The sequence below is a fragment of the Aeromonas sp. S9(2024) genome, assembly GCF_041403185.1.
Classification (GTDB): Bacteria; Pseudomonadota; Gammaproteobacteria; order Enterobacterales; family Aeromonadaceae; genus Aeromonas; species Aeromonas enteropelogenes.
Genome location: NZ_JBGLRE010000001.1, coordinates 292876 through 315121, shown reverse-complemented (window position 1 = coordinate 315121; position 22246 = coordinate 292876). Strand labels below are relative to the sequence as shown.

The window sequence follows — 22246 nt, the reverse complement described above, 5'->3', positions numbered from 1 at the left end:
CCCTGCCATCATAGGGACGTCAATCGGTCAGGCAGTCCGGATCGAACACATATTTCCCCTCCAGCCAGCCCACGATCTCGTCGACGCAGGCCTGGTCGCGAAACGGCAGGTAGCGCGCCTTGAGGTGGCTTATTTGTTCCGGGGTGAGCTGGGCCAGGCCTATATCTTGGAAAAGCGGCAAGTCGGCGTCGATCATCGCCGAGATCTGCGGACCGCAGGTGGCGTTGAGAGAGGCGTGCAGCGCCTTGTCCGGGTCGTACTGCTTGCCGAGCCGATAGCTCATGGGCAAGGTGGCGAGCGGCAGGGCCGAGAGGGCTGCCTGCTTCATGGGATTGACCGCATGACCGCTGACCAGATCCGCAAGCTCCGCGGGGCGGTTTTCGAAGGCGCGCAGATGCAGAAAGTTGCTCGCCTTGCTGCCATCGTTGACCGGGTAGTTGTCCCACAGGAAGGGCTTGCGCCCGAGCAGCTCGGTCACCTGCTTAAGGTGCGCCGCCGGGTATTCGCTCGAGCAGACCCTGGGGCCGGTCCAGAAGATCTCGAAGCGGCGGTCGAGCTGCTCACCAATATCTTCCAGATAGCGGGGAGGCATGGCGCCAAACACCTTCTCCAACACGGGATCAGTCGAGTAGTAGCTGGGGCAGAAGATGAGCCGGCTCGCCTTGCTGTGAGCCGCGATGTCGTGGGCGATGGTGAGCTGATGATGGGCGAGATCCGGGGTATCCCCCTTCATGTCGTCAAACAGCACAGCCAGAATGTCGGGCTGGAGTGTCTCTTCGATGAGGCGCACCTTCTCGAGCAGCGCCGGGCGCTTTCGCTCGTAATCGTGGTGGGCTCCCATGGGGCTCAGGCCTACCCCGAAGGCGAGGCCGTTGTCACGGCACTGCCGGGCGAGGCGGGCCAGATCTGCCAGCTGTTGTTCTGGCCAGGGCTGGGCCCAGTGCTTGCGCAGATAGCCATCCTCTTTCGGGGCATAGATATAGAAACCATAGCCGTGACGAGGCAGCCACTGGGCGTAACGGGCACGTGCCTGCCAGCTCCATCCCTTGCCAAAGAAGCCTTCGATCACCCCCAGATTGGGGAAGGGGGCCTGGGGGCCGGACAGCATGTTTTGATATGGCATAACTTCTCTCCCTTCTCGTTTGGAGGTCGGGACCCGGGGTTACACCGGATCTTCTTCCTGGAAACGCACCCCGATTTTGCTCGGCACGCTCTCGTCCATTTCGGCCACGGTCCAGATCAGGCCCTGCCATTCGATGTTGTCACCGACCACCAGATTATCGCCCAACAGGGAGGCAATAAAATCCCCCAGCGTCTGATCCGCCACCTCGCTCACATCCAGCCCGTAGAGGGGGGCAAGATCAATGAGGCGGGCGGAGGCTTCCAGCAGGAAGTCACCGAAGAAGCGCGGGCCCAGATCCTGCTCCGGCGCCTGGCTGAACAGCTGGCCGAGGGCGGGGAGATCGTGCTCGTGGCCGATGACGCAGAGGATGTCATCGGCCAGCAGGCAGGTACTGCCCGAGGGGTGCAGCAATTCGCGGCCGCGAAACAGGGCGCTGACCCGGGTGCCGGCGGGCATCTTGAGATCCCTCAGCGGCGAGCCGATGCACCATTTCTCGGCTCCCAGCCGGTAGACGAAGGTCTCCCACTGGCTGTCGAGATCGATCTCGAGGCCGGAGCGGTTGATGGGGGACGGGGGCGCCGGCACCTCGACTCGTGCCAGCCTGGAGGCCAGCGGCAGGGAGCTGCCCTGCAGGATGAGGGAGACCAGCACCACGAAGAAGGCCACATTGAAATAGAGCTGGGCATTGGGCAGCCCCGCCATCATGGGGAAGACCGCCAGAATGATGGGCACGGCGCCGCGCAGCCCCACCCAGGAGATGAACCAGCGCTCGCGGGGGGCAAAGTTCTTGAACGGCAGCAGACCAATCCAGACCGATACGGGGCGGGCAAACAGGATCATCCACATCGCCAGCGCCAGGGCCGGCAGGGCGATGGGCAGCAGCTTGTGGGGGGAGGCGAGCAACCCCAGCACCAGGAACATGCCGATCTGGCTGAGCCAGGTCAGGCCGTCCAGCACCGACAGCGTGCTGCTGCGACTGCGCAGGGCGAGGTTGCCGAGCAGCAGACCGGTGAGGTAGATGGCGAGGATGCCGCTGCCCCCCACCGCCGTGGTGAGAGCGAAGATCAAGAGGCCACCGCTGACGGTGAGCAGGGGATAGAGGCCGGGAGCCAGTTTGGCGTTGTTGATGAGCTTCCATAGCAGCCAGCCGCCGGCCAGGCCTATGCCGGCCCCCATGCCAAATTGCTGGAGCAGTTGCAGCAGCAGGAAACCGGCATCCAGCCCCTGTTGGGCGGTGGCCAGCACCTCGATCAGGGTGACGGTGAGAAACACCGCCATGGGATCGTTGCTGCCCGACTCTATCTCCAGGGTCGCGCTGACCCGCTCGTTGAGGCTGCGCCCGCCAAGCAGGGAGAAGACTGCCGCCGCATCGGTGGAACCGACGATGGCGCCGATCAGCATCCCTTGCAGCAGATTGAGGTCAAACAGCCAGGCGGCGGCCAGACCCGTCAGGCCCGTGGTGATGGCGACGCCCACGGTGGCAAGCGACAGGGCAGGCCAGAGTGCCACCCGAAAGGACGAGACCCGGGTGCGCATGCCGCCGTCGAGCAATATGATGGCCAGCGCCAGGTTGCCCACCAGATAGGCGACCGAGTAGTCGGCAAACTGGATGCCACCGGGTCCATCTTCCCCCGCCAGCATGCCGACTGCGAGAAAGATCACCAGGATGGGAATGCCAAGGCGGGAAGAGAGAGCACTCAGCAGGACGCTGGCTCCCACCAACAGGGCACCGATGAAGAAGAAACTGTTGATGGTGACGGCATCCAAGGGCGAACTCCTTCCTGGCTGGTGTAAAGTAGGCACATTATATGCAGCAAATGTGACAATGTGGCGATTTTGTGTCTCGAATTTGCAATTCATTACACTTCTCCGCCTCTGGCCGGACGCAGTCTGTCGGTACACCTATGAATCCCTTCCCCCGCCCCCGCCGACATCCTGCCATCCCGGAAGCGGTTTTTTGTCCTATTTCTTTCCCCTCTCAATTCGCGTCGTCCGCCCGATATGTGCCCCCCGTCCGGTTTTCGAGATGACTACTGCTTGAAATGTTAATAAAAAACCGTTTTCTCAGCGAACTGAGGTATATTCCGGCCATGATGCAATTGACGCTTGGATCGGAATAATAATGTTACAACTCAGACGGTTATGGTGGCTCCTTGCCCTCTTGATGGTGACCTCGCTGCTCCTGGTCGCACTGTTTGAGTGGGGCCCCAGACGCCATCTGGTGATAGTGCCGAGTGACAACTGGGAGGTCGCTACCATCGACGATCGCCCCACGGGGGGCGACTCGGTAGCAACCCTGGCGGCGCAAGGCACCGGGATGACGTGCGAGCTGGGGAGCAAATACCGCTGGCCCTATTGCGAGCTGGCGATCACCCTCACCGCCCCCGAACAGGGGATCGATCTCTCCGATTTCGATAACCTGATCCTGCAGCTGGAAGGAGAGGGGCCGAGTGACGCCGCCTGGCGTATCTATCTGCGCAACTACCACCCCGACTACTCCCGGGCCGGGGATCCCGTCTCCCACAAGGTCAACGCCATCCTGTTCGACCCCAAACAGTACCCGGGGCGGGTCGAGATCCCCCTCAAGCTCTTTACCCCCACCACCTGGTGGCTGACCGACTACGACATTCCCCTGATGCAGCAGGGCCAGGATCTGAGCCGGGTCTTCGCCATCGAACTGGCGACCGGCTCCGGGGCGGCGCCGGGCCACTATCAACTCAAGGTGGAGACGCTGATCTTCGAGGGGCCCTGGATGTCGCCCACCCTCTTTTATCGGGCCCTCTTCATCGGCTGGAGCCTGTCGGTGATCTCCCTGCTGCTGATGGATTATCTCGGGATGCGACGACGCCTGGCGAAGTTAAGCAGGCAAGCCAGGCAGACCATGGCGCGCAACCGGGATCTCGAGCTGGAGTACCGGATGGCCAGCAACCAGGTGCGATATGACCCCCTGACCGGGGCATTGAGTCGCTATGAGGGGGAGTCCAGGCTGGTGCACCACGGCGGCGAGATGACCCTGGTGTTTATCGATATCGACCACTTCAAGCAGATTAACGACAGCCACGGTCATCCGGTGGGTGACGAGGTGCTCAAGTGCCTGGTGAGCGAGTTGCTGCTGCAACTGGAGGATGGGGACATGCTCTGTCGCTGGGGCGGGGAGGAGTTCGTATTGCTGCTGCCCGGGCGCTCATTGGCCTGGGGCCAGGCCCTGGCCGATCGCCTGCGTCTGGCGATGGTCGAGAGTCGCAACTGGCCGCTTGGGATGGCAGTCACCGCCTCGTTCGGGGTGGCAAGCCGCCGGCCTGATGAGCCGCTGCTCAAGACGTTGCAGCGCGCCGACATGGCGCTCTATCGCGCCAAGGGGGCGGGGCGCAACCGGGTAGAGGTCGCCGACTGAGGCGGATAAAAAGCGGCGGCCAGCCTCTGCTGGCCGCCTGTGAAGCGTGGTTGTGGCCCGGGATGCCGCCATCCATCGGGCCGGGTTTATTCGCGAAGTCAGTCGTCCTCGTCATCCTTCACTTCGCGGATCTTGTCCTTGTACTTGGGCAACTGCTTTTCCAGCTGTTTCATGTCCTTGATGGCATTGAGAAACAGCCCGAGCAGGAAGAGCAGTGGCAAACCTATCCAGAGCCATAAATTCATAATGTCGTCCTCTCGTCACTCTCGATAGTCACATAGCGGGCCAGGATCTCGTCGAGATGGGCCAGTATGGTCTCCTTGCCTTCAATATCCGCCTGTTGCAGGCAAAGTGCCAGCGCATCCGGTTCGAGGCGCAGTTCCCGCGATTCGGGGGCAAAACTCAGATGCCAGGGTTCATAGGCAACGCCCTGGTCAGCCCCGACCGGCTTGTCATACGGCAGGAAGAAGCCAAAATCGTTCATCCGCTCGCCGAGCCATTCGCTCAGGTCGGCAAACCAGCCCCCCTCTTCGTACTCCCAGGGCTCCAGCGCCAGCTTGGTGCCCGTGGGCAAGCAGTCCGGGTCGTAGATATCGAGATCCGTGCCCCAGTGATGGCGGCTGGTGCCCGGCAGGGCGCTCCAGCGCAGGATGGCGTGCAGCCGCTCCTCGTCGCTCAGTTGCAGGGCATCGATGGGCTGGCTGGTGGCATCCAGCAGCGGCCGCTCGCCGCGCCACTTGCCGTTCCAGATGGCGAGCTGGCGCTCGAAGCTGCGCCAGCTGGAGGCCGCCTGCAGGTTGAAGCCGTCGTGGGCCGCCGCCACCTGCATGTCGTTGAAGGCCGCCGCAGTGGCGGCGGTCAGGCGATGGGGCCCGCGCCCCATCAGGATAAGATGGCTCTCGTCGAGCCCCAGCAGTTGATCCTGGGTCATATCACAGTCCCTCCGATGGGTCTTGGAAGAGAAAAGCGTTGCTGGTCCGGGTTCACGCCAGCAACCGCGTCAGTACCCCTTGATACATGTCCGCCAGGAGATCCAGATCTTCGGCCTTCACGCACTCGTTCACCTTGTGGATGGTGGCGTTGACCGGACCCAGCTCAATGACTTCCGCCCCGGTGGGGGCGATAAAGCGCCCATCAGACGTTCCCCCCGTGGTGAGCAGAGCCGGCTGCTGGCCGTTGACCTGCTCGATGGCGCCCACGGTCGCCTCAAGCAGAGCGCCGGTGTCGGTGAGGAAGGGCTGGCCGGAGAGGGTCCACGTGAGCTGGTAGTCGAGGCCGTGTCGGTCCAGCAGCGCCTCGACCCGCTCGCGGATATCCGTGTCGGTGAGTTCGGTGCTGAAGCGGAAGTTGAACTGGACGTGCAGCTCTCCCGGAATGACGTTGGAGGCGCCGGTGCCAGCCTGGATGTTGGCGATCTGGAAGCTGGTGGGGGGGAAGTAGGCGTTGCCCTCATCCCACACGGTGGCGGCAAGTTCCGCCAGCGCCGGCGCCGCCTTGTGGATCGGGTTGTCCGCCAGATGGGGGTAGGCCACGTGGCCCTGCACCCCGCGCACCAGCAGATCGCCGGTGATGGAGCCGCGTCGGCCATTTTTCACCACGTCGCCCACCTGATTGGTGGAGGAGGGCTCGCCGACGATGCACCAGGTGATCTTCTCCTGACGTGCCTCCAGGGTGTCGATTACCCGGGTGGTGCCGTTGATAAAGGGCCCCTCTTCATCTGAGGTGATGAGAAAGGCAATCGACCCCTGATGATCCGGATGTTCGGCCACGAAGCGCTCGGTGGCCACCACCATGGCGGCCAGTGACCCCTTCATGTCGGCGGCGCCGCGCCCGTACAGCACACCATCTTGAATGGTCGGCTCGAACGGCGGGGTGTGCCATTTATCGAGCGGCCCGGCCGGCACCACGTCGGTGTGACCGGCAAAACAGAATAGCGGCCCTTCGCTGCCACGTCGTGCCCACAGGTTGGTGGTGTCCTCGAACACCATGGGTTCGATGACAAAACCAAGACGAGCGAGGCGCTCGCTCATCAGGGTCTGGCACCCTTCATCCAGCGGGGTAACGGAGGGGCGGCGGATCAGATCCTTGGCCAGTGCGATGACATCCGACATCGGTGTTCCTTAAATGCAGAGGTTAACGAGAGAAGAGGGATTGGTAGTTGTCAGCCTTGAACCCCAGGGTCAGTTCGCCGTCGCGGTCCAGCAGCGGGCGCTTGATCATCGCCGGGTGCGCCAGCAGCAGGGCACGGGCCTTGTCGTTGTCGAGCCCCTGCTTCTCCTCTTCCGGCAGGGCGCGGAAGGTGGTGCCACGGGTGTTGAGCAGGGCTTCCCAGCCGAGCTTGGTGAGCCAGCCATCCAGCGCGGCCGGATCCAGGCCATCGGCCCTGTGGTCGTGAAAGCGGTAGTCGACACCAGCCTCATCCAGCCACTTGCGGGCTTTCTTGATGGTGTCGCAGTTTTTGATGCCATAGAGGGTGGTGGCCATGGGGAGTCCTTGTCTGCGGGCACGGGCCCTGAAATCGGAAACTTGAGATCGATACGGGAAATCAAGGAGAGGCACGATTCTGGCATTGTGGCGATCCCAAGGCAATCACCGGGGCATGCCAGTTGGTCGTTGCAGACCGGAAAATGGCGGGCAAACAGGGGGCTGATAGCCAAAACGCGCCTTCAGGCGCGTTTGGGAGGAGGGAAGGAGCGGCAGGATCAGTGCAGCGTGGTCCACTCGTGATCAAAGACCCGGGCACGTTCCCAGGGGGCGTCCGGCAGACTGGAGGAGAGGCCGGTATATTTGCCCACATCGTCCACCACGATGGCGGAGAGGATCGGCAGATTGTTTTCGGTGCAGTACATGCGAATACGCTGCAGCAGGGTGCGCAGCTCGTCCTGGCACTGTTCCAGCCCAGCCTGTCTGGCCAGTTTGGAGTAGCGAATGGTGGTGCGTTCCCTTGCAGACTCGATGAGGATGTCCCACAGCTTGTAGTCGCAGCTTGAAGTCTCTGCGGTGGCTTGGCTTGTCATAACTCTCTCCGGTGCGAAATGGTCGCTAGGTGTCGATGCGCATCTTGGCGGCTTCAGGGCTCTCTGATGTTGATCCAACGCAAAAAAGAGACCAGTTATGTCGCACGATTCGTGAATAATCTCAGGCAATATGCATGAATCAGTTTAAATATCGAAATTTTGTTAACTGATCGACATATTATGCTGCTAAATGGCGGCGAGTTCACCTTTATTGATGGGGATCAAAGGCTGCTGGCAGAGGGCACACTAGATTTCGCTTTTCGATAAATCTGTCAGGAGTCTGTGTTGGAACTTCTATTCGTCCTGTTCGTCCTGGTGGCCGTGGTTTACGGCATCATCAAGGATTACAACCCGCAAGCCGTGCTGGCGCTGGCGGGCATGGCCATTTTCACCCTGGCCTACTGGTTGGGACTGCACCCCATACTGCCTGCCGACAAGAGCACAGGCTTCGCCCTGTTCGACCTGTTCGAGGTGTTCAAGGGGATCTTCTCCTACCGCGCGGCCGGGCTGGGTCTCACCATCATGGCGGTGGCCGGCTTTGCCACCTACATGTCCCATATCGGTGCCTCCCAGGCGCTGGTGCGGGTGGCGGTCAAACCGGTGGCGGGCATTCAGTCCAGCTACCTGATGCTGGCCATCTGCTACCTGGTGGCGGTGTTCGTCTCCCTGTTCGTCACCTCGGCGACCGGCCTTGGCCTCTTGCTGATGGTCACCATGTACCCCGTGATGCGCAACCTCGGCATCAGCCCTGCTTCCGCCTGCGGCGTCATCGCCACCTCCCAGGCGTTCGAGATTGGCCCGACCCAGACCAACGCCATCTTCTCGGCCGGCCAGTCTGGCATGGATCCCACCAGCTACTTCGTCGACTACCAGATCTGGCTGGTGGCCCCCATGCTGCTGGTGACCATGGTGCTGCACTTCTTCTGGCAGCGTCACTGCGATCGCAAAGATGGCTGGGATCCGGCCTTGCATCGCGGCGAGCACGCCGAGCTGGACGAGAAGGGAACGGACGAGGTCAAGGCGCCGACCTGGTATGCCCTGCTGCCCATCATCCCCTTCGTGCTGATGATGACCTTCTCCAAGCTGCTGGTGAGCGACATCAAGATGAGCGTGGAAGTGGCCATGCTGCTGTCGGTCTTCATCGGCATGCTGTGCGAGCTGTTGCGTTCACGCTCGGTGCGTACCTCCTTCGCCGGCCTGTCGAGCTTCCTCGACGGCATGGGCAAGGTGTTCGGCCCTGTGGTGGCGCTTATCGTCTGCGCCGAGCTGTTTGCCGAGTCCCTCAAGGCCATCGGTGCCATCGACACCTTGCTGCATTCGGCCAGCGACGCCGGCATCGGCAGCGGTCTGATGACCCTCGTCATGGTGGGCCTCATCATGGTGGCGGCCGTCATCATGGGCTCCGGCAACGCGGCCTTCCTGAGCTTCTCTACCCTGGCTCCCGCGGTGGCGGCCAAGTTTGGCGTGCCGGCGGTGACCATGTTGCTGCCGATGCAGCTGGCCTCCAGTATCGGGCGCAGCATCTCCCCCATTGCGGCCGTGGTGATTGCCTGTGCCGGTATCGCCAAAGTGTCGCCCTTCGTGGTGGTGAAGCGCACCAGTGTGCCCATGGCGGGGGCGCTGATCACCGCCCTGACACTCAACTACCTGCTGTTTATGTAATGGTTTTTTGACAGTATTGGCGAGGCGGGCAGCCAGGCTGCCCGCCTCTTTCACTCTGTTGCCGACGATGGCCCCCTCATGGGGGCCGTTGCATGGAGAAGATGATGACCGATGTAAAAACACCCTTTTCCCTCGAGACCTATCTGGCGGATCTGGCCCCCCTCATCAACCTGGATTGCGGCACCCGCACCCCGGCCGGAGTAGCCAGGGTCGCCGACATCATGACCGAGAAATTCGAGTCCATCGGCTGGCAGGTGCGCCGTCACCAGTTCGCCGCCGAATGTGGCCCCTGTCTCGAGATCACCAATGCGCCGGGCGCCGATCACTACGATGTGATGCTGATTGGCCACATGGATACCGTCTTCCCCGAGGGGACGGCGGCCAAGCGGCCGCTGAAAATCGAGGACAATCAGGCCTTTGGCCCCGGGGTATCGGACATGAAGAGCGGCCTGCTCTCCCTCTGGTATGCCCTCAAGGGGATGGACCCGGCTGTATTGGCCAAGCTCAGGGTGCTGGTCTGCTGCAACTGCGATGAGGAGATTGGTTCCCCCTGGTCGAAAGCGTGGCTGGTGGAGAAGGCCCGCCAGAGCGCCTGCGTGCTGGTGGCCGAGGCGGCCCGCCCGAACGGGGATCTCATCAGCGCCCGCAAGGGCAATGCCAAGTACCGGATCACCTTCCATGGCAAAGCCTCCCATGCGGGCTCTGCGCTGGCGGAAGGGATCTCGGCCATCACCGAGCTCGCCAACTGGGTACTTGCCATCAACCAGCAGGTCAACATGGAGACGGGCACTACCATGAACGTGGGGGTGGTACAGGGGGGCACCGGGGTCAATGTGGTGCCGGACTATGCCGAGGCCATCGTCGACCTGCGTTTCTGGAGCAATGAAGAGGCGGCCGCCGTGCACGACAGGCTCGGCTTTATGGCCAAGAACCCCTTCCTGCCGGGTTGCCGGGTCGAGGTGGATCGCCAGACCTTCAAGCCGGCAATGCGCCCAAGTGGCGACACCCAGGCGCTAATGGCACTGGTGGAGGCGGCGGCCAAAGAGGAGGGGATCCCCTTCAACTGGCTGGAGGCGGGCGGCGGATCGGATGCCAACTTTACCGCCGCGGCCGGAGTGCCGTCGCTGGATGGCTTTGGCCCCATGGGCGGCGGTTTTCACTCCGAGGCCGAGTTTTTGCTGCTCGATAGCATAGCGCCGCGCATTCGCCTGCTGCAGCGGGTGCTGGGCAAGCTGGCCAAATAGCCCTGCGCAAGGACCATGAAAACGGGAGGCGGATGCCTCCCGTTTTTTATCCCTGCGATTGGCCAGAAGGGCGTGGCTCACGCCTCCTCTTCGGCCAGATAGGCGAGGTTTCCCTCCTGCTCCACCTGCCAGCGAGCGAGTTGCACGGGGGCGCTGAACCCGGGGCCATCGGTCACCATGGTGTGAAACTCCCCCTGCTCGCCGCAGGCATCGAAGCCTTGGCTTGCCGCCAGTTGCTGCAACTCGGCGATGGTTTCGCCATCGAGCCCCCGGCCGACCCAGTCGGGTGTCAGGAAGCGGGTATCGACGCAGGAGAGGTGTGCCACTATCCCGCGGGTCAGCAGATCCGCCAGCAAGCCGTCGCGGGATTGTTGCCAGAGCGGGGTATGAACCGTTATCCCGAGCGGGCGGCAGCGCTCGCGGATCCAGTTGCTGGCGCCCCCCACGCTGTCGATATCGCCGGTGACGACCCCATCGATGGCCCACTCCCGGCGTAGCTGGGCCAGCGCATCTTCATAGCCTAGCTCGAACGGTGCCTCGATGGTGACCAGCCGGTGGGGGAGATCGAGGGCGGCCGCCTGGCGGCGAATCTGATGCAGTGGATGGGCGAGAAAGCGGGGTTCGGGCGGCGCAAAGGTCACCAGTGCCACCACCTGATGGCCCTGTTCACGAGCATGGCAGAGGGCCTGCATAGCATCTTTGCCGCCGCTCCAGAGCAGGATGACGCGAGACATGGGGTTCCATTTTTGTGAAAAAAGAGAGGAAGCATGCTACTAGGGCGTCGACTGCTTGGCAAAGCCGCACGGGCCCAAAATGACAAGCCCCCGATGACGGGGGCTTGCGGGATGGGAGTGTCCGGTTACAGCAGTATGCTGGTCAGGATATAGCCCAGGGTACAGGAGGTGATCACCCCGATAAGACCCGGGATGATGAAGCTGTGGTTGATGATGAACTTGCCGATGCGGGTGGTGCCGGAGCGGTCGAAACCGATACAGGCCAGATCGCTCGGATAGGTCGGCAGCACGAAGTAGCCGTAGCTCGCCGGCAGGAAGGCGATCAGAAGCTTGGGCTCGACACCCAGCGCCAGACCCATGGGGGCGATGGCGGTGAGGGCCGCGGCCTGGCTATTCACCAGCTTGGAGATGAGGAACAGCACCAGGGCGTAGGTCCAGGGCTGGGCCTGAACCACGTGGGCCAGGGTCTCCTTGAGCAGCGGCATGTGGGCCTGGAAGAAGGTTTCGCTCATCCAGGCAACCCCGAATACGGAGAAGATGGCGACCATGCCGGCCTTGAACACGGCACCGTTGGAGATCTCGCCCGGCTTGACCTTGCAGACCATCAGGATGAAGGCGCCGGCGATCAGCATCATCATCTGGATCACCAGGTTCATGGAGAGGGGACCTGTCTTCTCCTTGATGGTGAAGACGGGTCGCAGACCCTCATAGGCACCCAGCATCACCACGGCGGCGATGGCGGCGAAGAAGATCCAGGTCGACCAGTAGGCCTGTTTCGGGAACTTGGTGTTGAGCAGGGTTTCACCGCCACCATAGATGAAGGCGCGCTGTTCCGGATCCTGGATCTTGGCCTGGAACTCCTCGTCCTTGTCCAGATCCTTGCCGCGACGCAGGCTCCAGAGGGCGGCGACGATGACGCCGGTCAGGGAGGAGGGAATGGCGACCATCAGGATGTCCAGCAGACCGTAGGCCTGACCGATGCCGTGGGCCGCCGCCAGGATGGAGACCATGGAGACCACGGCCACCGAGACAGGCGAGGCGCAGATGGCCATCTGGGAGGCAACGGAAGCCACCGCCATCGGACGCTCGGGGCGGATGTTCTTCTGCAGCGCGATGTCGGCGATGATGGGGAACATGGTGTAGACCACGTGGCCGGTACCGCACAGGAAGGTGAGGGTCCAGGTGGTGAGCGGGGCCAGTATGGTGATGTATTGCGGGTGGCGGCGCAGCAGGCGCTCTGCCACCTGCATCATCAGGTTGAGACCGCCGGCGGTCTGCAGGGTGGCGGCACAACCGATCACCGCCAGAATGGTCAGCATCACCTGTACCGGCGGCTCGCCCGGCACCAGACCGAACACGAAGGTCAGCAGGAACAGACCGATACCACTGATGAGACCGAGTCCCATGCCCCCAAAGCGAGTACCCAGCAGCAAACAGCCGAGTACTACCAAAAATTCCATCAAGATCATTCCATTACCTCGTGTAATTGAATCCATGCCTGAGTTGTGTCGGGCTCATGGATCTGAATAGCCCGTTTTTTATTTAGCCCTAAAGGGTTAGTCGGTATTTTGCCCGCCGGAAAAGGGCAAAAAATTGAGATACTTCAATAAGTCGACGTTTTCTGATTTAACGCCTTAAAAACCACGTATTAACTTAATTGTCATTTTGCCGTGCCGGAGCAGGTACGTATGACACTTGTGGTCTGGCGGAAAGTGGATAAATACCGTGCGACCTTGCAAAACCCAAGGACAGGATGGGGTCAGCGGCCGGGTAGGGGAGAAGCAGATAGCAAAAAGCCGACCCCGGGGTCGGCTTTGTCGGCAAAGGCCTGTAATCAGAACTCTGCGGTGCGCGGGGTACGCGGGAAGGGGATCACGTCGCGCACGTTGCCCATGCCGGTCACATAGACCACCAGACGCTCGAAGCCCAGACCAAAGCCGGAGTGCGGCACGGTACCGTAGCGGCGCAGGTCGCGATACCACCAGTAGTCTTCCTTGTTCAGACCCATCTCGGCCAGGCGGGCATCCAGCACGTCCAGACGCTCTTCACGCTGGGAGCCACCGATGATCTCGCCGATGCCCGGGGCCAGTACGTCCATGGCGGCAACTGTCTTGCCGTCGTCGTTGAGACGCATGTAGAAGGCTTTGATGTCTTTCGGGTAGTTCTTCACCACCACCGGAGACTTGAAGTGCTCCTCGGCCAGATAGCGCTCGTGCTCGGAGGAGAGATCGATACCCCAGGAGACCGGGAACTCGAACTTCTTGCCGCAGTTTTTCAGCACTTCGATGGCGTCGGTGTAGTCGATCTGGGCGAAGTCGGAGGCAACGAAGCGCTCCAGACGGCCAATGGCGTCCTTGTCAACGTGCTGGGCGAAGAACTCCAGATCGTCGCGGCGCTCGGTCAGCACGGCGTTGAAGACATACTTCAGCATGGCTTCGGCCAGGGCGGCGTTATCTTCCAGATCGTTGAACGCCACTTCCGGCTCGACCATCCAGAACTCGGCCAGGTGACGGCTGGTGTTGGAGTTTTCGGCGCGGAAGGTCGGCCCGAAGGTGTAGACCTTGGAGAGGGCGCAGGCATAGGTTTCGGCGTTCAGCTGGCCGGATACGGTCAGGAAGGCCTCTTTGCCGAAGAAATCTTCGTTGTAGTCCACCTTGCCAGCGTCGGTACGCGGCAGGTTTTCCAGATCCAGGGTGGAGACGCGGAACATCTCGCCGGCACCTTCGGTGTCGGAGGCGGTGATGAGCGGCGTGGCAACCCAGATGAAGCCCTGCTCGTGGAAGAAGCGGTGGATGGCTTGTGCCAGGCTGTTACGCACCCGGGTCACGGCGCCAACGATGTTGGTGCGCGGACGCAGGTGGGCTTGCTCGCGCAGGTACTCGATACTGTGGCGCTTGGCGGCCATGGGGTAGGTGTCCGGGTCTTCGACCCAGCCGACTACCTTGACGTCGGTGGCCTGCAGCTCGAACGCCTGGCCGCTGCCCTGGGATTCGGCAACGACGCCGGTCACTTCCACGGAGCAGGCGGTGGTCAGACGCAGCACTTCATTCTCGTAATTGGCCAGGGTATTGGGGACGACGGCCTGTACCGGATGGAAACAGGAGCCATCGGAAATGGCCAAAAATGAGATCCCCGCCTTGGAATCACGGCGAGTCCGGATCCACCCTCGTACAGTCAGGGTGGTGCCAACCGCATGTTTACCGGTCAGCACATCTACTACGGATGCGTGCGTCATCGAAATATTGTCTCCAGCTTGTTCTTGCAGCGCTATGGGTCTGGCCCGGGCATTCAAGGGCCCATCATGGCAGACTAAGCCGTTAATCTTACCCGTGCAGGTTTGATAAACAAGCAAAAATGTCGGACTCTGCTGGGGTTTACAGCATGTTTTGCACGAGACGAGAGTCATCAACGCAGGAGAGGCGGGTGAAAGAGCGACGACGTGGACCGGATTGGCTGACCAGGGTATTGCGAGGGCTGGTGCTGCTCTGCTGGGGCGGCTTTATCGTGCTGCTCTCCCTCTATCACTATGCTCGCCCCGAGATAGCCTACGGCTTTCTGGTTTATGGCGGCATTGAAGTGCGAAACTACTGGGAGCCGGCGTTGACCCCCTGGCTGGTGTACGGATTGTGGGGATGTTGCGCCCTCACCCTGGGAGTCTTGCTGCTGGAGCGCAAGCGCAGCCGGCGTCGGGACGATGCCCGCCATATCAATCTGGCCATCCTGCTGCTGATTTTGCTGGCCAGCCTGCTTTTTTATTACGTCGGTTAGCCCGCCGCCCGGTCGTTTTCTTCGTCCGGCTTCTTGGGGCGCTTGCCCAGCTGGCGCTCCACGCTGTCGAGCATCTGGTTGTAGGCGAGCGCCACCCGGCCAATCTCGTCACCGTCGTCCCCCTCCAGGCGGTGGCCGAAGTCGTGCAGATCAGTGGCCTCCTCCATGGAGCGGGTCAGCTGGTTGAGGGGGCGAACGATCCAGGTGCGAATGACCCAGAGGGTGAGCAAGAGCCCCAGGCCGAAGATGACGGTGAGGCTCAGCGCCGAGGTGAGGATGTTCTGCTCGACCCGGGTAAAGAGGGAGTCGAGGGAGTAGTCAAAGCGCACTGCCCCCAGCACGCTGTTTTCCGCCACCTGGTGGCAACTGGTGCAGTCGGTGCCGCGAAAATCCTTTCTGGCCAGCAGCGGTTGAGTCACCACCAGCCGGCTGTGCATGCCGTCGTGTACCACCTCCAGACTGCCTTTACCTGCCAGCGCCAGCTCATCGAACCTGTCTTTGGGGTGCTCGCTCTCGAAGCCGGGACCATACTGCTTGCTCACCCCCTCGCCGCGCACGATGCGGGCATCTTCCACATGGGCGTGCTCCAGAAACTTGGTGCGCAGGGTATCGCGGGCATCCATCTTGCCGGTCAGCATCAGCATGTTGAGGCCGTCGAAATAGGCTTCGGTCTGCTCGCGGCTCTGCTCCTTGATCAGGGTCAGGATGAGGTCGCGCTCCCGTACCGCCTGATAGGCCGCAGAAAAGACCAGCACCATGGAGAAGATGAACAGCAGGAAGAAGTTGATTTTGGCAGCAATGGAGAGGCGCATGGAGAGTCGATCTGTATGGTAAAACCGCTACAGTCTACCCTCCCGTGCGCCTCAGGTCTGGTGTTTTGCTCACATTCTGGCTAATGGACCCAGATTAAGTTGCCATTGCAATGCAACAAATGGCGATGCTCGTCCGTCAGCCTCAATACTCACCCTGATGGATGGCCTCATGAATCGCGCGGGTCAGCACGCCGAGCTCTTCAGGAGTGATGACAAATGGCGGCATCAAGTAGATGAGCTTGCCAAAGGGGCGGATCCAGGCCCCAAGTGACACAAACTTGCGCTGGATGCGTGCCACGTCCACCCGCTCCTTCATCTCCACCACGCCGATGGCGCCGAGTACCCGCACGTCCGCCACCGCCGGGTGCAGGGTCAGCTCGACCAATTCGGTGCGCAGTTGGTGCTCGATGGCGCGCACTCGCTCCTGCCAAGGCGAGGTCAGCAGCAGCTCGATGGAGGCATTGGCGACCGCACACGCTAATGGATTGCCCATAAAGGTGGGGCCGTGCATAAAGACCCCCGCTTTCCCGTCGCAGATGGTGCGGGCGACATGTTCGGTGGTCAGGGTCGCCGACAGGGTCAGGTAGCCCCCGGTGAGCGCCTTGCCCAGACACATGATGTCGGGGCTGATGCCGGCCCAGTCGCAGGCAAACAGTTGGCCGGTACGGCCAAAGCCGGTGGCAATCTCGTCGGCAATCAAGAGCACGCCGAACTCGTCGCACAGGGCGCGCACCCACTGCAGGTAACGGGGGTGATAGAAGCGCATGCCGCCCGCCCCCTGCACTATGGGTTCGAGCACGATGGCGGCGATTTCCTCATGGGTGTCTGCCATAAGCGTCGCCAGCTCCACCACGCAACTCTCGTCCCACTCGGCGTGAAAGCGACAGCTCGGTGCTGCCACGAAATGGTGCTCGGGCAAGAACCCCTTGTAGAGCTCGTGCATGCCGCCATCGGGATCGCACACGCTCATGGCGCCGAAGGTGTCACCGTGATAGCCGCCGCGCAGAGCAATGAATTTGGCTCTGGGCGAGCCCTTGGCGTGCCAGTACTGCTGGGCCATCTTGAGCGCCACCTCCACTGCCACCGAGCCGGAGTCCGCCAGAAACACCCGATCCAGCCCCTTTGGAGTGATCGCCACCAGCTTGCGGCAGAGCTCCACTGCCGGGGTATGGGTCAGGCCGCCAAACATCACGTGGGACATCTTGCCGAGCTGGGCGGTGGCGGCCGCATCGAGCTCCGGCACCTGATAGCCGTGCACGCAGGCCCACCAGGAGCTCATGCCATCCACCAGTTCGCGGCCGTCGCTGAGGGTGAGAGTCACTCCCCTAGCGCTGGCCACTTCATAGCAGGGCAGGGGGTGGGTGAGAGAGGTATAGGGGTGCCACACATGGTGCAAATCGAATTCTTGATTGGTCATTTGTTGTTCTGTTGTCAATTGGTTTGATCTGGTTGGTGTTGACAGTCTACGCTCGCTCTCTACACTAGCCAACAATTTCAGCCACTTGGCTCTGCCCGCATCCCTGTTTGCCCGGGCCAGGTGGCGAGTTTTGCACGCACTCCAGGGAGGCGGCGCAGGATCCCACCAATAACAACCGGAAGCCATGTATGAATGCTCTCACCCGGGGCGGCCACGCCCTTCGTCACGACTGGACCCTCGCCGAGGTTCAGGCCCTGTTTGCCCTGCCGTTCAACGACCTGCTGTTCCGGGCCCAGACGGTGCACCGTGCCCATTTCGATCCGAACGAGGTACAGGTGAGCACCCTGCTCTCCATCAAGACCGGCGCCTGTCCGGAGGATTGCAAGTACTGCCCCCAGAGCGCCCGCTATCACACCGGGCTTGAGGCCGAGCGGTTGATGGAGGTGGAGAAGGTGCTGGAGCGGGCCCGCGAGGCCAAGGCCAACGGGTCGTCGCGTTTTTGCATGGGGGCGGCCTGGCGCAACCCCAAAGAAAAAGACATGCCCTACATCATCCGGATGATCGAGGAGGTGCGCGGGCTCGGCATGGAGACCTGCATGACCTTGGGCATGCTCACCGCCGATCAGGCGGCGCGCCTCGGGGCTGCCGGCCTTGATTACTACAACCACAACCTCGACACCTCGCCGGAGTTTTACGGCGACATCATCACCACCCGCACCTATCAGGACCGGCTCGATACCCTGGAGCACGTGCGCAGCGCCGGCATGAAAGTCTGCTCCGGCGGCATCGTCGGCATGGGGGAGCAGGCCAAGGATCGGGCGGGCCTCTTGATGGCGCTCGCCAACCTGCCGCGCCACCCGGAGAGTGTACCCATCAACATGCTGGTCAAGGTGAAGGGGACGCCGCTGGAGAACCAGGAAAACCTCGATCCGTTCGAATTTATCCGCACCATCGCCGTGGCGCGCATCATGATGCCTGCCTCCCATGTGCGCCTCTCAGCCGGACGGGAGAAGATGAACGAGCAGATGCAGGCCATGTGCTTTATGGCGGGGGCAAATTCGATTTTTTATGGCTGCAAGCTGCTGACCACCCCGAATCCGGACGAAAACAGCGACATGCAGCTGTTCAAGCGGCTCGGCATCCGCCCCGCCCAGCGGGCCCAGAAGCCGGATCAGGTGCAAGAAGAAGAACTGCTGGCCGAGGTGAGTCGCCAGAGCGAGCCAAGGGAGCTCTTCTATGACGCCACCAAAACGAAGACCCCCAGTGCCAGCGGCGCTCGCTCATGAACGCCCCCGTGGTAAAGGGCCCCTTTGCGCTGGGAGAGGCGCTGGCAGCGCGTGAGCAGGCCGCTCTGCTGCGCAGCCGCGTTGCCACCGACGGGGCGAGCGGCGGGCGACTCAAGGTGGCGGGGCGAGAGTACCTCAACTTCTCCGCCAACGACTATCTGGGGCTTGCCGATCACCCCGCCATCAAGGCCGCCTTCAAAGAGGGCATCGAACGCTATGGCGTGGGCGCGGGCGCCTCGCCGCTAGTGACCGGCTACAGCCGCGCCCATCAGCAGCTGGAAGAGACGCTGGCTGACTGGCTCGGGCTGGAGGCGGTACTGCTCTTCAACTGCGGCTTTTCCGCCAATCAGGCGGTGCTGAAAGCCTTGCTCGGCAAGGATCACCTGCTGTGGCAAGACAGGCTAAACCACGCCTCCCTGCAGGAGATGGGCAGCCAGCTTCCCTGCAAGATGAAGCGCTTTGGCCACAACGATATGGCGGCCCTTGAACGTCAACTTGAGCCAAACCGCGGGCTCATCGTCTCGGAAGGGGTGTTCAGCATGGACGGGGATCAGGGTCCTTGGCGCGAGCTCGCAGCCCTGGCCGCCCGAAGCGGCAACTGGCTGATGATTGACGACGCCCACGGCCTCGGCGTGCTGGGAACCGAGGGGCGTGGCACTCTGGCGGCGCAGGGGGTGGATCCTGCCCGAGTGCACATCCAGATGGGGACCTTCGGCAAGGCGCTGGGTGTAGCCGGCGCGTTTGTCGGCGGCAGCCGTGAGCTGGTGGAGTATCTGGTGAACTTCGCCCGCCACTATGTCTACAGCACCCATATGCCGGCTGCCCAGGCGTGCGCCGTGAGCCAGAGCATCGAGCTGGTGCGCGGGGCCGAGGAGTCCCGTGCCCGGCTTGCTCGCCTTATCGCCCGCTTTCGGCAAGGGGCACAGGCATTGGGCTGGCAGCTTGGCGCGAGCGATACCCCGATCCAGCCGTTGCTGGTGGGGGAGAGCGGTGCTGCCTTGCGACTAGCCGAGCGGCTGCGGGGGCGCGGCGTCTGGGTCGGTGCCATCCGTCCGCCCACTGTGCCGGTCGATACGGCGCGTCTTCGCATCACCTTGAGCGCCGCTCACAGGGATGAGGATATCGATCGGCTGCTTGATGCTCTTGGTTCTTGCCCCTTTGTCTACAGCGCGGGAGGCACCCGGGATGCATGAGCGTTTTCAGTCGGTCGACAAGGCCCGCCTCGCCCGCCGCTTCGGCGCCGCCGCCCGACACTACGATGCCCACGCCCGCTTTCAGCAGGAGGTGGGGCAGGCGCTGCTGGGGTTGATGCCGCAGGGGCCGACCAGTCTGGTTGGCTGCGATGTGGCCCGCGCCGGGCTGGATCTCGGCTGCGGCACCGGATATTTTCTGCCCGCACTCGCCGATCGCTGTCAGAGCCTGGTGGGGCTGGATCTCGCCCCCGGCATGCTGGCCCGGGCCGTAGAGCGCGGCAGCGGCGCCCGCCTGGTGTGTGGCGATGCCGAGCAGTTGCCCTTTGCCGACGAGGCGTTTGATTGGGTCTTCTCCAGCTTGGCCCTGCAGTGGTGCGAGCGGCCGGCCCAGGCCTTTGGCGAGCTGATGCGGGTGCTCAGACCCGGTGGCCAGCTCTTTTTCTCCACCCTGCTGGACGAGTCGCTCTGGCAACTGCGCACCGCCTGGCAACAGGTGGACGGCCGTGCCCATGTCAATCGCTTCCTCAGCCTGCCACAATTGGAGCAGGCGCTGGCGGCGGCCGGGGTCACCGCTCCCCGCTTGCAGTGCCAGACCTGGGATCTTGCCTATCTTGACGTGACGCAGCTGCTGCGTGATCTCAAGGGCATCGGTGCCAACGAGGTCAATGACAACCGGGCCAACAGCGGCGTGGGTCTGAGCGGCCGCGCCCGCTTACAGCGTCTTGGCCAGGCCTACGAGGCCTTTCGTCAGCCGGATGGCCAGCTGGTCGCCAGCTATCGGGTCTGTCTTGGCCGGATCGACAAACCGCTCTGACGCGAAGCGGATGTTGGAATTGCGGCGTGGCAGGCGCAGTGAGCTCGCTGTCACGCCAGGGAGAGAAGAAGATGAAATCATTTTTTATTACCGGCACGGATACCGACGTGGGCAAGACCCTGGTGGCCCGCACCCTGCTTAGGGAGTTCAGCGCCCAGGGGATCCGCTGCGCGGGTTACAAACCGGTGTCAGCGGGCTGTGCCCGTACTCCTGAGGGGCTTCGCAACCTCGACGCCGTGCTCTTGCAGGAGGCGGCGAGCCTTGTGCTGCCTTACGATCTGGTCAATCCGTTTGCCTATGAGCCCCCCATCGCCCCCCATATCGCCGCCAGCGAAGTACGCCAGCCCATCGACATGCAGGGGATCAGCGAGGGGCTGCGCAAGATTGAGCAGGCCGGGGCCGAGCTGACCGTGGTGGAAGGGGCGGGAGGCTGGTATCTGCCGCTGGATCGCCAGCATCTGATGTCGGACTGGGTGAAGCAGGAGAACATGGCGGTGATCATGGTGGTGGGGGCCAAGCTGGGCTGTCTCAACCATGCGCTGCTCACCTTTGCCGCCATTCGCAACGACAACCTGCCGGTGGCGGGCTGGGTTATCAACCGGCTGCATGGCGCCATGAGCCATTATCAGGAAAATCTGGACACCTTGAGAGGCTTGATACCTGCTCCGTTTTTGGGTGAAATCCCCTTTGTAAACAATCCACTTGAAGCGAATTTGCAGGGACGGCTGGATATCTCCCCACTGCTGTGACGACACATTCAGCGAACATTCATCGAATTTTCCTAGAATGTGGGCATTAACATGGGCAGGAGAGATCCGTTTTCCCCACCCGTGTCCCTTATTTTCACAAGGAGTCTATATGAAGCGAATAATGCTATTCCTGGTGACCAACCTGGCCGTCATGCTGGTGCTGGGGGTGGTACTCAACATCCTGTTCTCGGTTCTGGGGATCAACAAGTCCAGTATTTCCGGTCTGTTGGTATTCTGTGCCGTGTTCGGTTTTGGGGGCTCCTTCATCTCCTTGCTGATGTCCAAGTGGATGGCCAAGCGCAGCTATGGCGTCCAGGTCATCGAACAGCCCCGCAACGAGACCGAACACTGGCTGGTGAGCACTGTAGCTCGTCAGGCCCGTGAAGCCGGCATCAAGATGCCGGAAGTGGGTATCTACGACTCCCCCGAGATGAACGCGTTCGCCACTGGCGCCCGTCGTGACGACTCGCTCGTCGCTGTTTCGTCCGGCCTGCTCTACAGCATGAGCCGCGATGAGGCGGAAGCCGTGCTGGCCCACGAGGTGAGCCACGTGGCCAACGGCGACATGGTGACCCTGACCCTGATCCAGGGGGTGGTGAACACCTTTGTGATGTTCTTCGCCCGCATCGTGGCCGGCGTCATCAGCAACTTCTTCAGCTCCAACAACGAGGAAGAGAGCAGCAGCACCGGCGGTTTTGCCTACATGATCACTGTGTTCGTGCTGGAAATGGTGTTCGGCGTGCTGGCCTCCATGATTGTCATGTGGTTCAGCCGTCAGCGTGAGTTCCGCGCCGATGCCGGCGCCGCCAAACTGGCCGGCCGTGACAAGATGATCGCCGCCCTCGAGCGCCTCTCCCGCGGTGCCGAGCCGCAGATGGAAGGCGCCATGATGGCCTTCGGCATCAACGGCAAGCGCTCCATGAGCGAGCTGTTCATGAGCCACCCGCCCATCGAGCAGCGCATCGCCGCCCTGCGCGGTTAAGCGACCCTGCCATGAAAAACGGCTGCCCTCGGGCAGCCGTTTTGCTTTTAG

Annotated in this window: 21 protein-coding genes; 9 read left to right on the top strand and 12 right to left on the bottom strand. The window is 62.2% G+C overall.

The genetic code is table 11. The features are described from left to right. Positions 1-19: 19 nt before the first annotated feature. A complete protein-coding gene (locus ACB028_RS01350; protein ID WP_371143304.1) occupies positions 20-1123 on the bottom strand; it encodes a beta-N-acetylglucosaminidase domain-containing protein in 1104 nt (367 codons plus the stop codon). Positions 1124-1162: 39 nt separating this feature from the next. Next, positions 1163-2890, bottom strand: coding sequence for a potassium/proton antiporter (locus ACB028_RS01345; RefSeq protein WP_042028431.1), 1728 nt, complete (start codon positions 2888-2890; stop codon positions 1163-1165). 355 nt (positions 2891-3245) lie between these two features. On the opposite strand from ACB028_RS01345, the gene ACB028_RS01340 reads away from it, so the two are divergent. Next, a complete protein-coding gene (locus tag ACB028_RS01340; RefSeq protein ID WP_371143303.1) occupies positions 3246-4517 on the top strand; it encodes a diguanylate cyclase in 1272 nt (423 codons plus the stop codon). Between the two features lie 98 nt (positions 4518-4615). Here the strand turns inward: ACB028_RS01340 and ACB028_RS01335 are convergent, their stop codons facing one another. The 5 genes from ACB028_RS01335 to ACB028_RS01315 form a co-directional block, all read right to left on the bottom strand. Continuing rightward, positions 4616-4762 (bottom strand): hypothetical protein, encoded by a 147-nt coding sequence (locus ACB028_RS01335; protein WP_124240348.1) that lies wholly within the window; start codon positions 4760-4762, stop codon positions 4616-4618. After that, positions 4759-5448 carry a M15 family metallopeptidase gene (locus ACB028_RS01330; RefSeq protein WP_371143302.1) on the bottom strand — a complete coding sequence of 230 codons (690 nt, stop codon included), beginning with the start codon at positions 5446-5448 and terminating at the stop codon, positions 4759-4761. The genes ACB028_RS01335 and ACB028_RS01330 overlap by 4 nt, the downstream gene beginning before the upstream one ends. Before the next feature lie 52 nt (positions 5449-5500). Continuing rightward, complete coding sequence (gene dapE / locus ACB028_RS01325; protein WP_042028436.1) at positions 5501-6628, bottom strand: succinyl-diaminopimelate desuccinylase; 1128 nt, start codon at positions 6626-6628, stop codon at positions 5501-5503. Positions 6629-6650: 22 nt separating this feature from the next. After that, positions 6651-7001: an ArsC family reductase gene (locus tag ACB028_RS01320; protein ID WP_223380230.1), complete on the bottom strand. Its 351-nt coding sequence runs from the start codon at positions 6999-7001 to the stop codon at positions 6651-6653. Between the two features lie 218 nt (positions 7002-7219). Continuing rightward, entirely contained in the window at positions 7220-7534 is a 315-nt protein-coding gene (locus ACB028_RS01315; RefSeq protein WP_042072059.1) for a hypothetical protein, read from the bottom strand. A gap of 285 nt (positions 7535-7819) precedes the next feature. Between ACB028_RS01315 and dcuC the strand changes: the two genes are divergently transcribed. Together dcuC and ACB028_RS01305 are read left to right on the top strand one after the other, a co-directional pair. Beyond that, positions 7820-9196, top strand: coding sequence for a C4-dicarboxylate transporter DcuC (dcuC, locus tag ACB028_RS01310; protein ID WP_042028438.1), 1377 nt, complete (start codon positions 7820-7822; stop codon positions 9194-9196). A 104-nt stretch (positions 9197-9300) separates the two neighbouring features. Continuing rightward, positions 9301-10440: a M20 family metallopeptidase gene (locus ACB028_RS01305; RefSeq protein ID WP_371143489.1), complete on the top strand. Its 1140-nt coding sequence runs from the start codon at positions 9301-9303 to the stop codon at positions 10438-10440. A 77-nt stretch (positions 10441-10517) separates the two neighbouring features. On the opposite strand, the gene ACB028_RS01300 is transcribed toward ACB028_RS01305, so the two are convergent. The 3 genes from ACB028_RS01300 to asnS all read right to left on the bottom strand — a co-directional run bounded on the left by ACB028_RS01300 (position 10518) and on the right by asnS (position 14409). Next, complete coding sequence (locus ACB028_RS01300) at positions 10518-11174, bottom strand: hypothetical protein (RefSeq protein ID WP_371143301.1); 657 nt, start codon at positions 11172-11174, stop codon at positions 10518-10520. 125 nt (positions 11175-11299) lie between these two features. Beyond that, a complete protein-coding gene (locus ACB028_RS01295) occupies positions 11300-12643 on the bottom strand; it encodes an anaerobic C4-dicarboxylate transporter (protein WP_042025567.1) in 1344 nt (447 codons plus the stop codon). Between the two features lie 365 nt (positions 12644-13008). After that, complete coding sequence (gene asnS, locus ACB028_RS01290) at positions 13009-14409, bottom strand: asparagine--tRNA ligase (protein WP_042025569.1); 1401 nt, start codon at positions 14407-14409, stop codon at positions 13009-13011. Positions 14410-14597: 188 nt separating this feature from the next. Here asnS and ACB028_RS01285 point away from each other — a divergent pair, with 188 nt between their 5' ends. Further along, a complete protein-coding gene (locus tag ACB028_RS01285; protein WP_026457027.1) occupies positions 14598-14942 on the top strand; it encodes a hypothetical protein in 345 nt (114 codons plus the stop codon). Here ACB028_RS01285 and ACB028_RS01280 read toward each other — a convergent pair. After that, the gene (locus ACB028_RS01280; protein WP_216992697.1) at positions 14939-15754 is read right to left on the bottom strand and encodes a HAMP domain-containing protein; all 816 of its coding nucleotides are present in this window, start codon (positions 15752-15754) and stop codon (positions 14939-14941) included. The genes ACB028_RS01285 and ACB028_RS01280 overlap by 4 nt on opposite strands. 142 nt (positions 15755-15896) lie before the next feature. Beyond that, positions 15897-17171, bottom strand: a complete 1275-nt coding sequence (gene bioA, locus ACB028_RS01275; protein ID WP_371143300.1) for an adenosylmethionine--8-amino-7-oxononanoate transaminase — start codon at positions 17169-17171, stop codon at positions 15897-15899. 188 nt (positions 17172-17359) lie between these two features. Here bioA and bioB point away from each other — a divergent pair, with 188 nt between their 5' ends. The 5 genes from bioB to htpX all read left to right on the top strand — a co-directional run bounded on the left by bioB (position 17360) and on the right by htpX (position 22195). Beyond that, on the top strand, positions 17360-18457 hold the full coding sequence (gene bioB / locus ACB028_RS01270; RefSeq protein WP_371143299.1) for a biotin synthase BioB: 1098 nt from the start codon (positions 17360-17362) through the stop codon (positions 18455-18457). Next, positions 18454-19650: an 8-amino-7-oxononanoate synthase gene (bioF, locus tag ACB028_RS01265; protein WP_371143298.1), complete on the top strand. Its 1197-nt coding sequence runs from the start codon at positions 18454-18456 to the stop codon at positions 19648-19650. The genes bioB and bioF overlap by 4 nt, the downstream gene beginning before the upstream one ends. Continuing rightward, positions 19643-20464, top strand: a complete 822-nt coding sequence (bioC, locus tag ACB028_RS01260; RefSeq protein WP_371143297.1) for a malonyl-ACP O-methyltransferase BioC — start codon at positions 19643-19645, stop codon at positions 20462-20464. Before bioF ends, bioC begins: the two co-directional genes overlap by 8 nt. 71 nt (positions 20465-20535) lie before the next feature. After that, entirely contained in the window at positions 20536-21213 is a 678-nt protein-coding gene (gene bioD / locus ACB028_RS01255) for a dethiobiotin synthase (protein WP_371143296.1), read from the top strand. A gap of 109 nt (positions 21214-21322) precedes the next feature. Continuing rightward, positions 21323-22195: a protease HtpX gene (gene htpX, locus ACB028_RS01250; RefSeq protein ID WP_042025577.1), complete on the top strand. Its 873-nt coding sequence runs from the start codon at positions 21323-21325 to the stop codon at positions 22193-22195. The last annotated feature ends 51 nt before the right edge of the window (positions 22196-22246 follow it).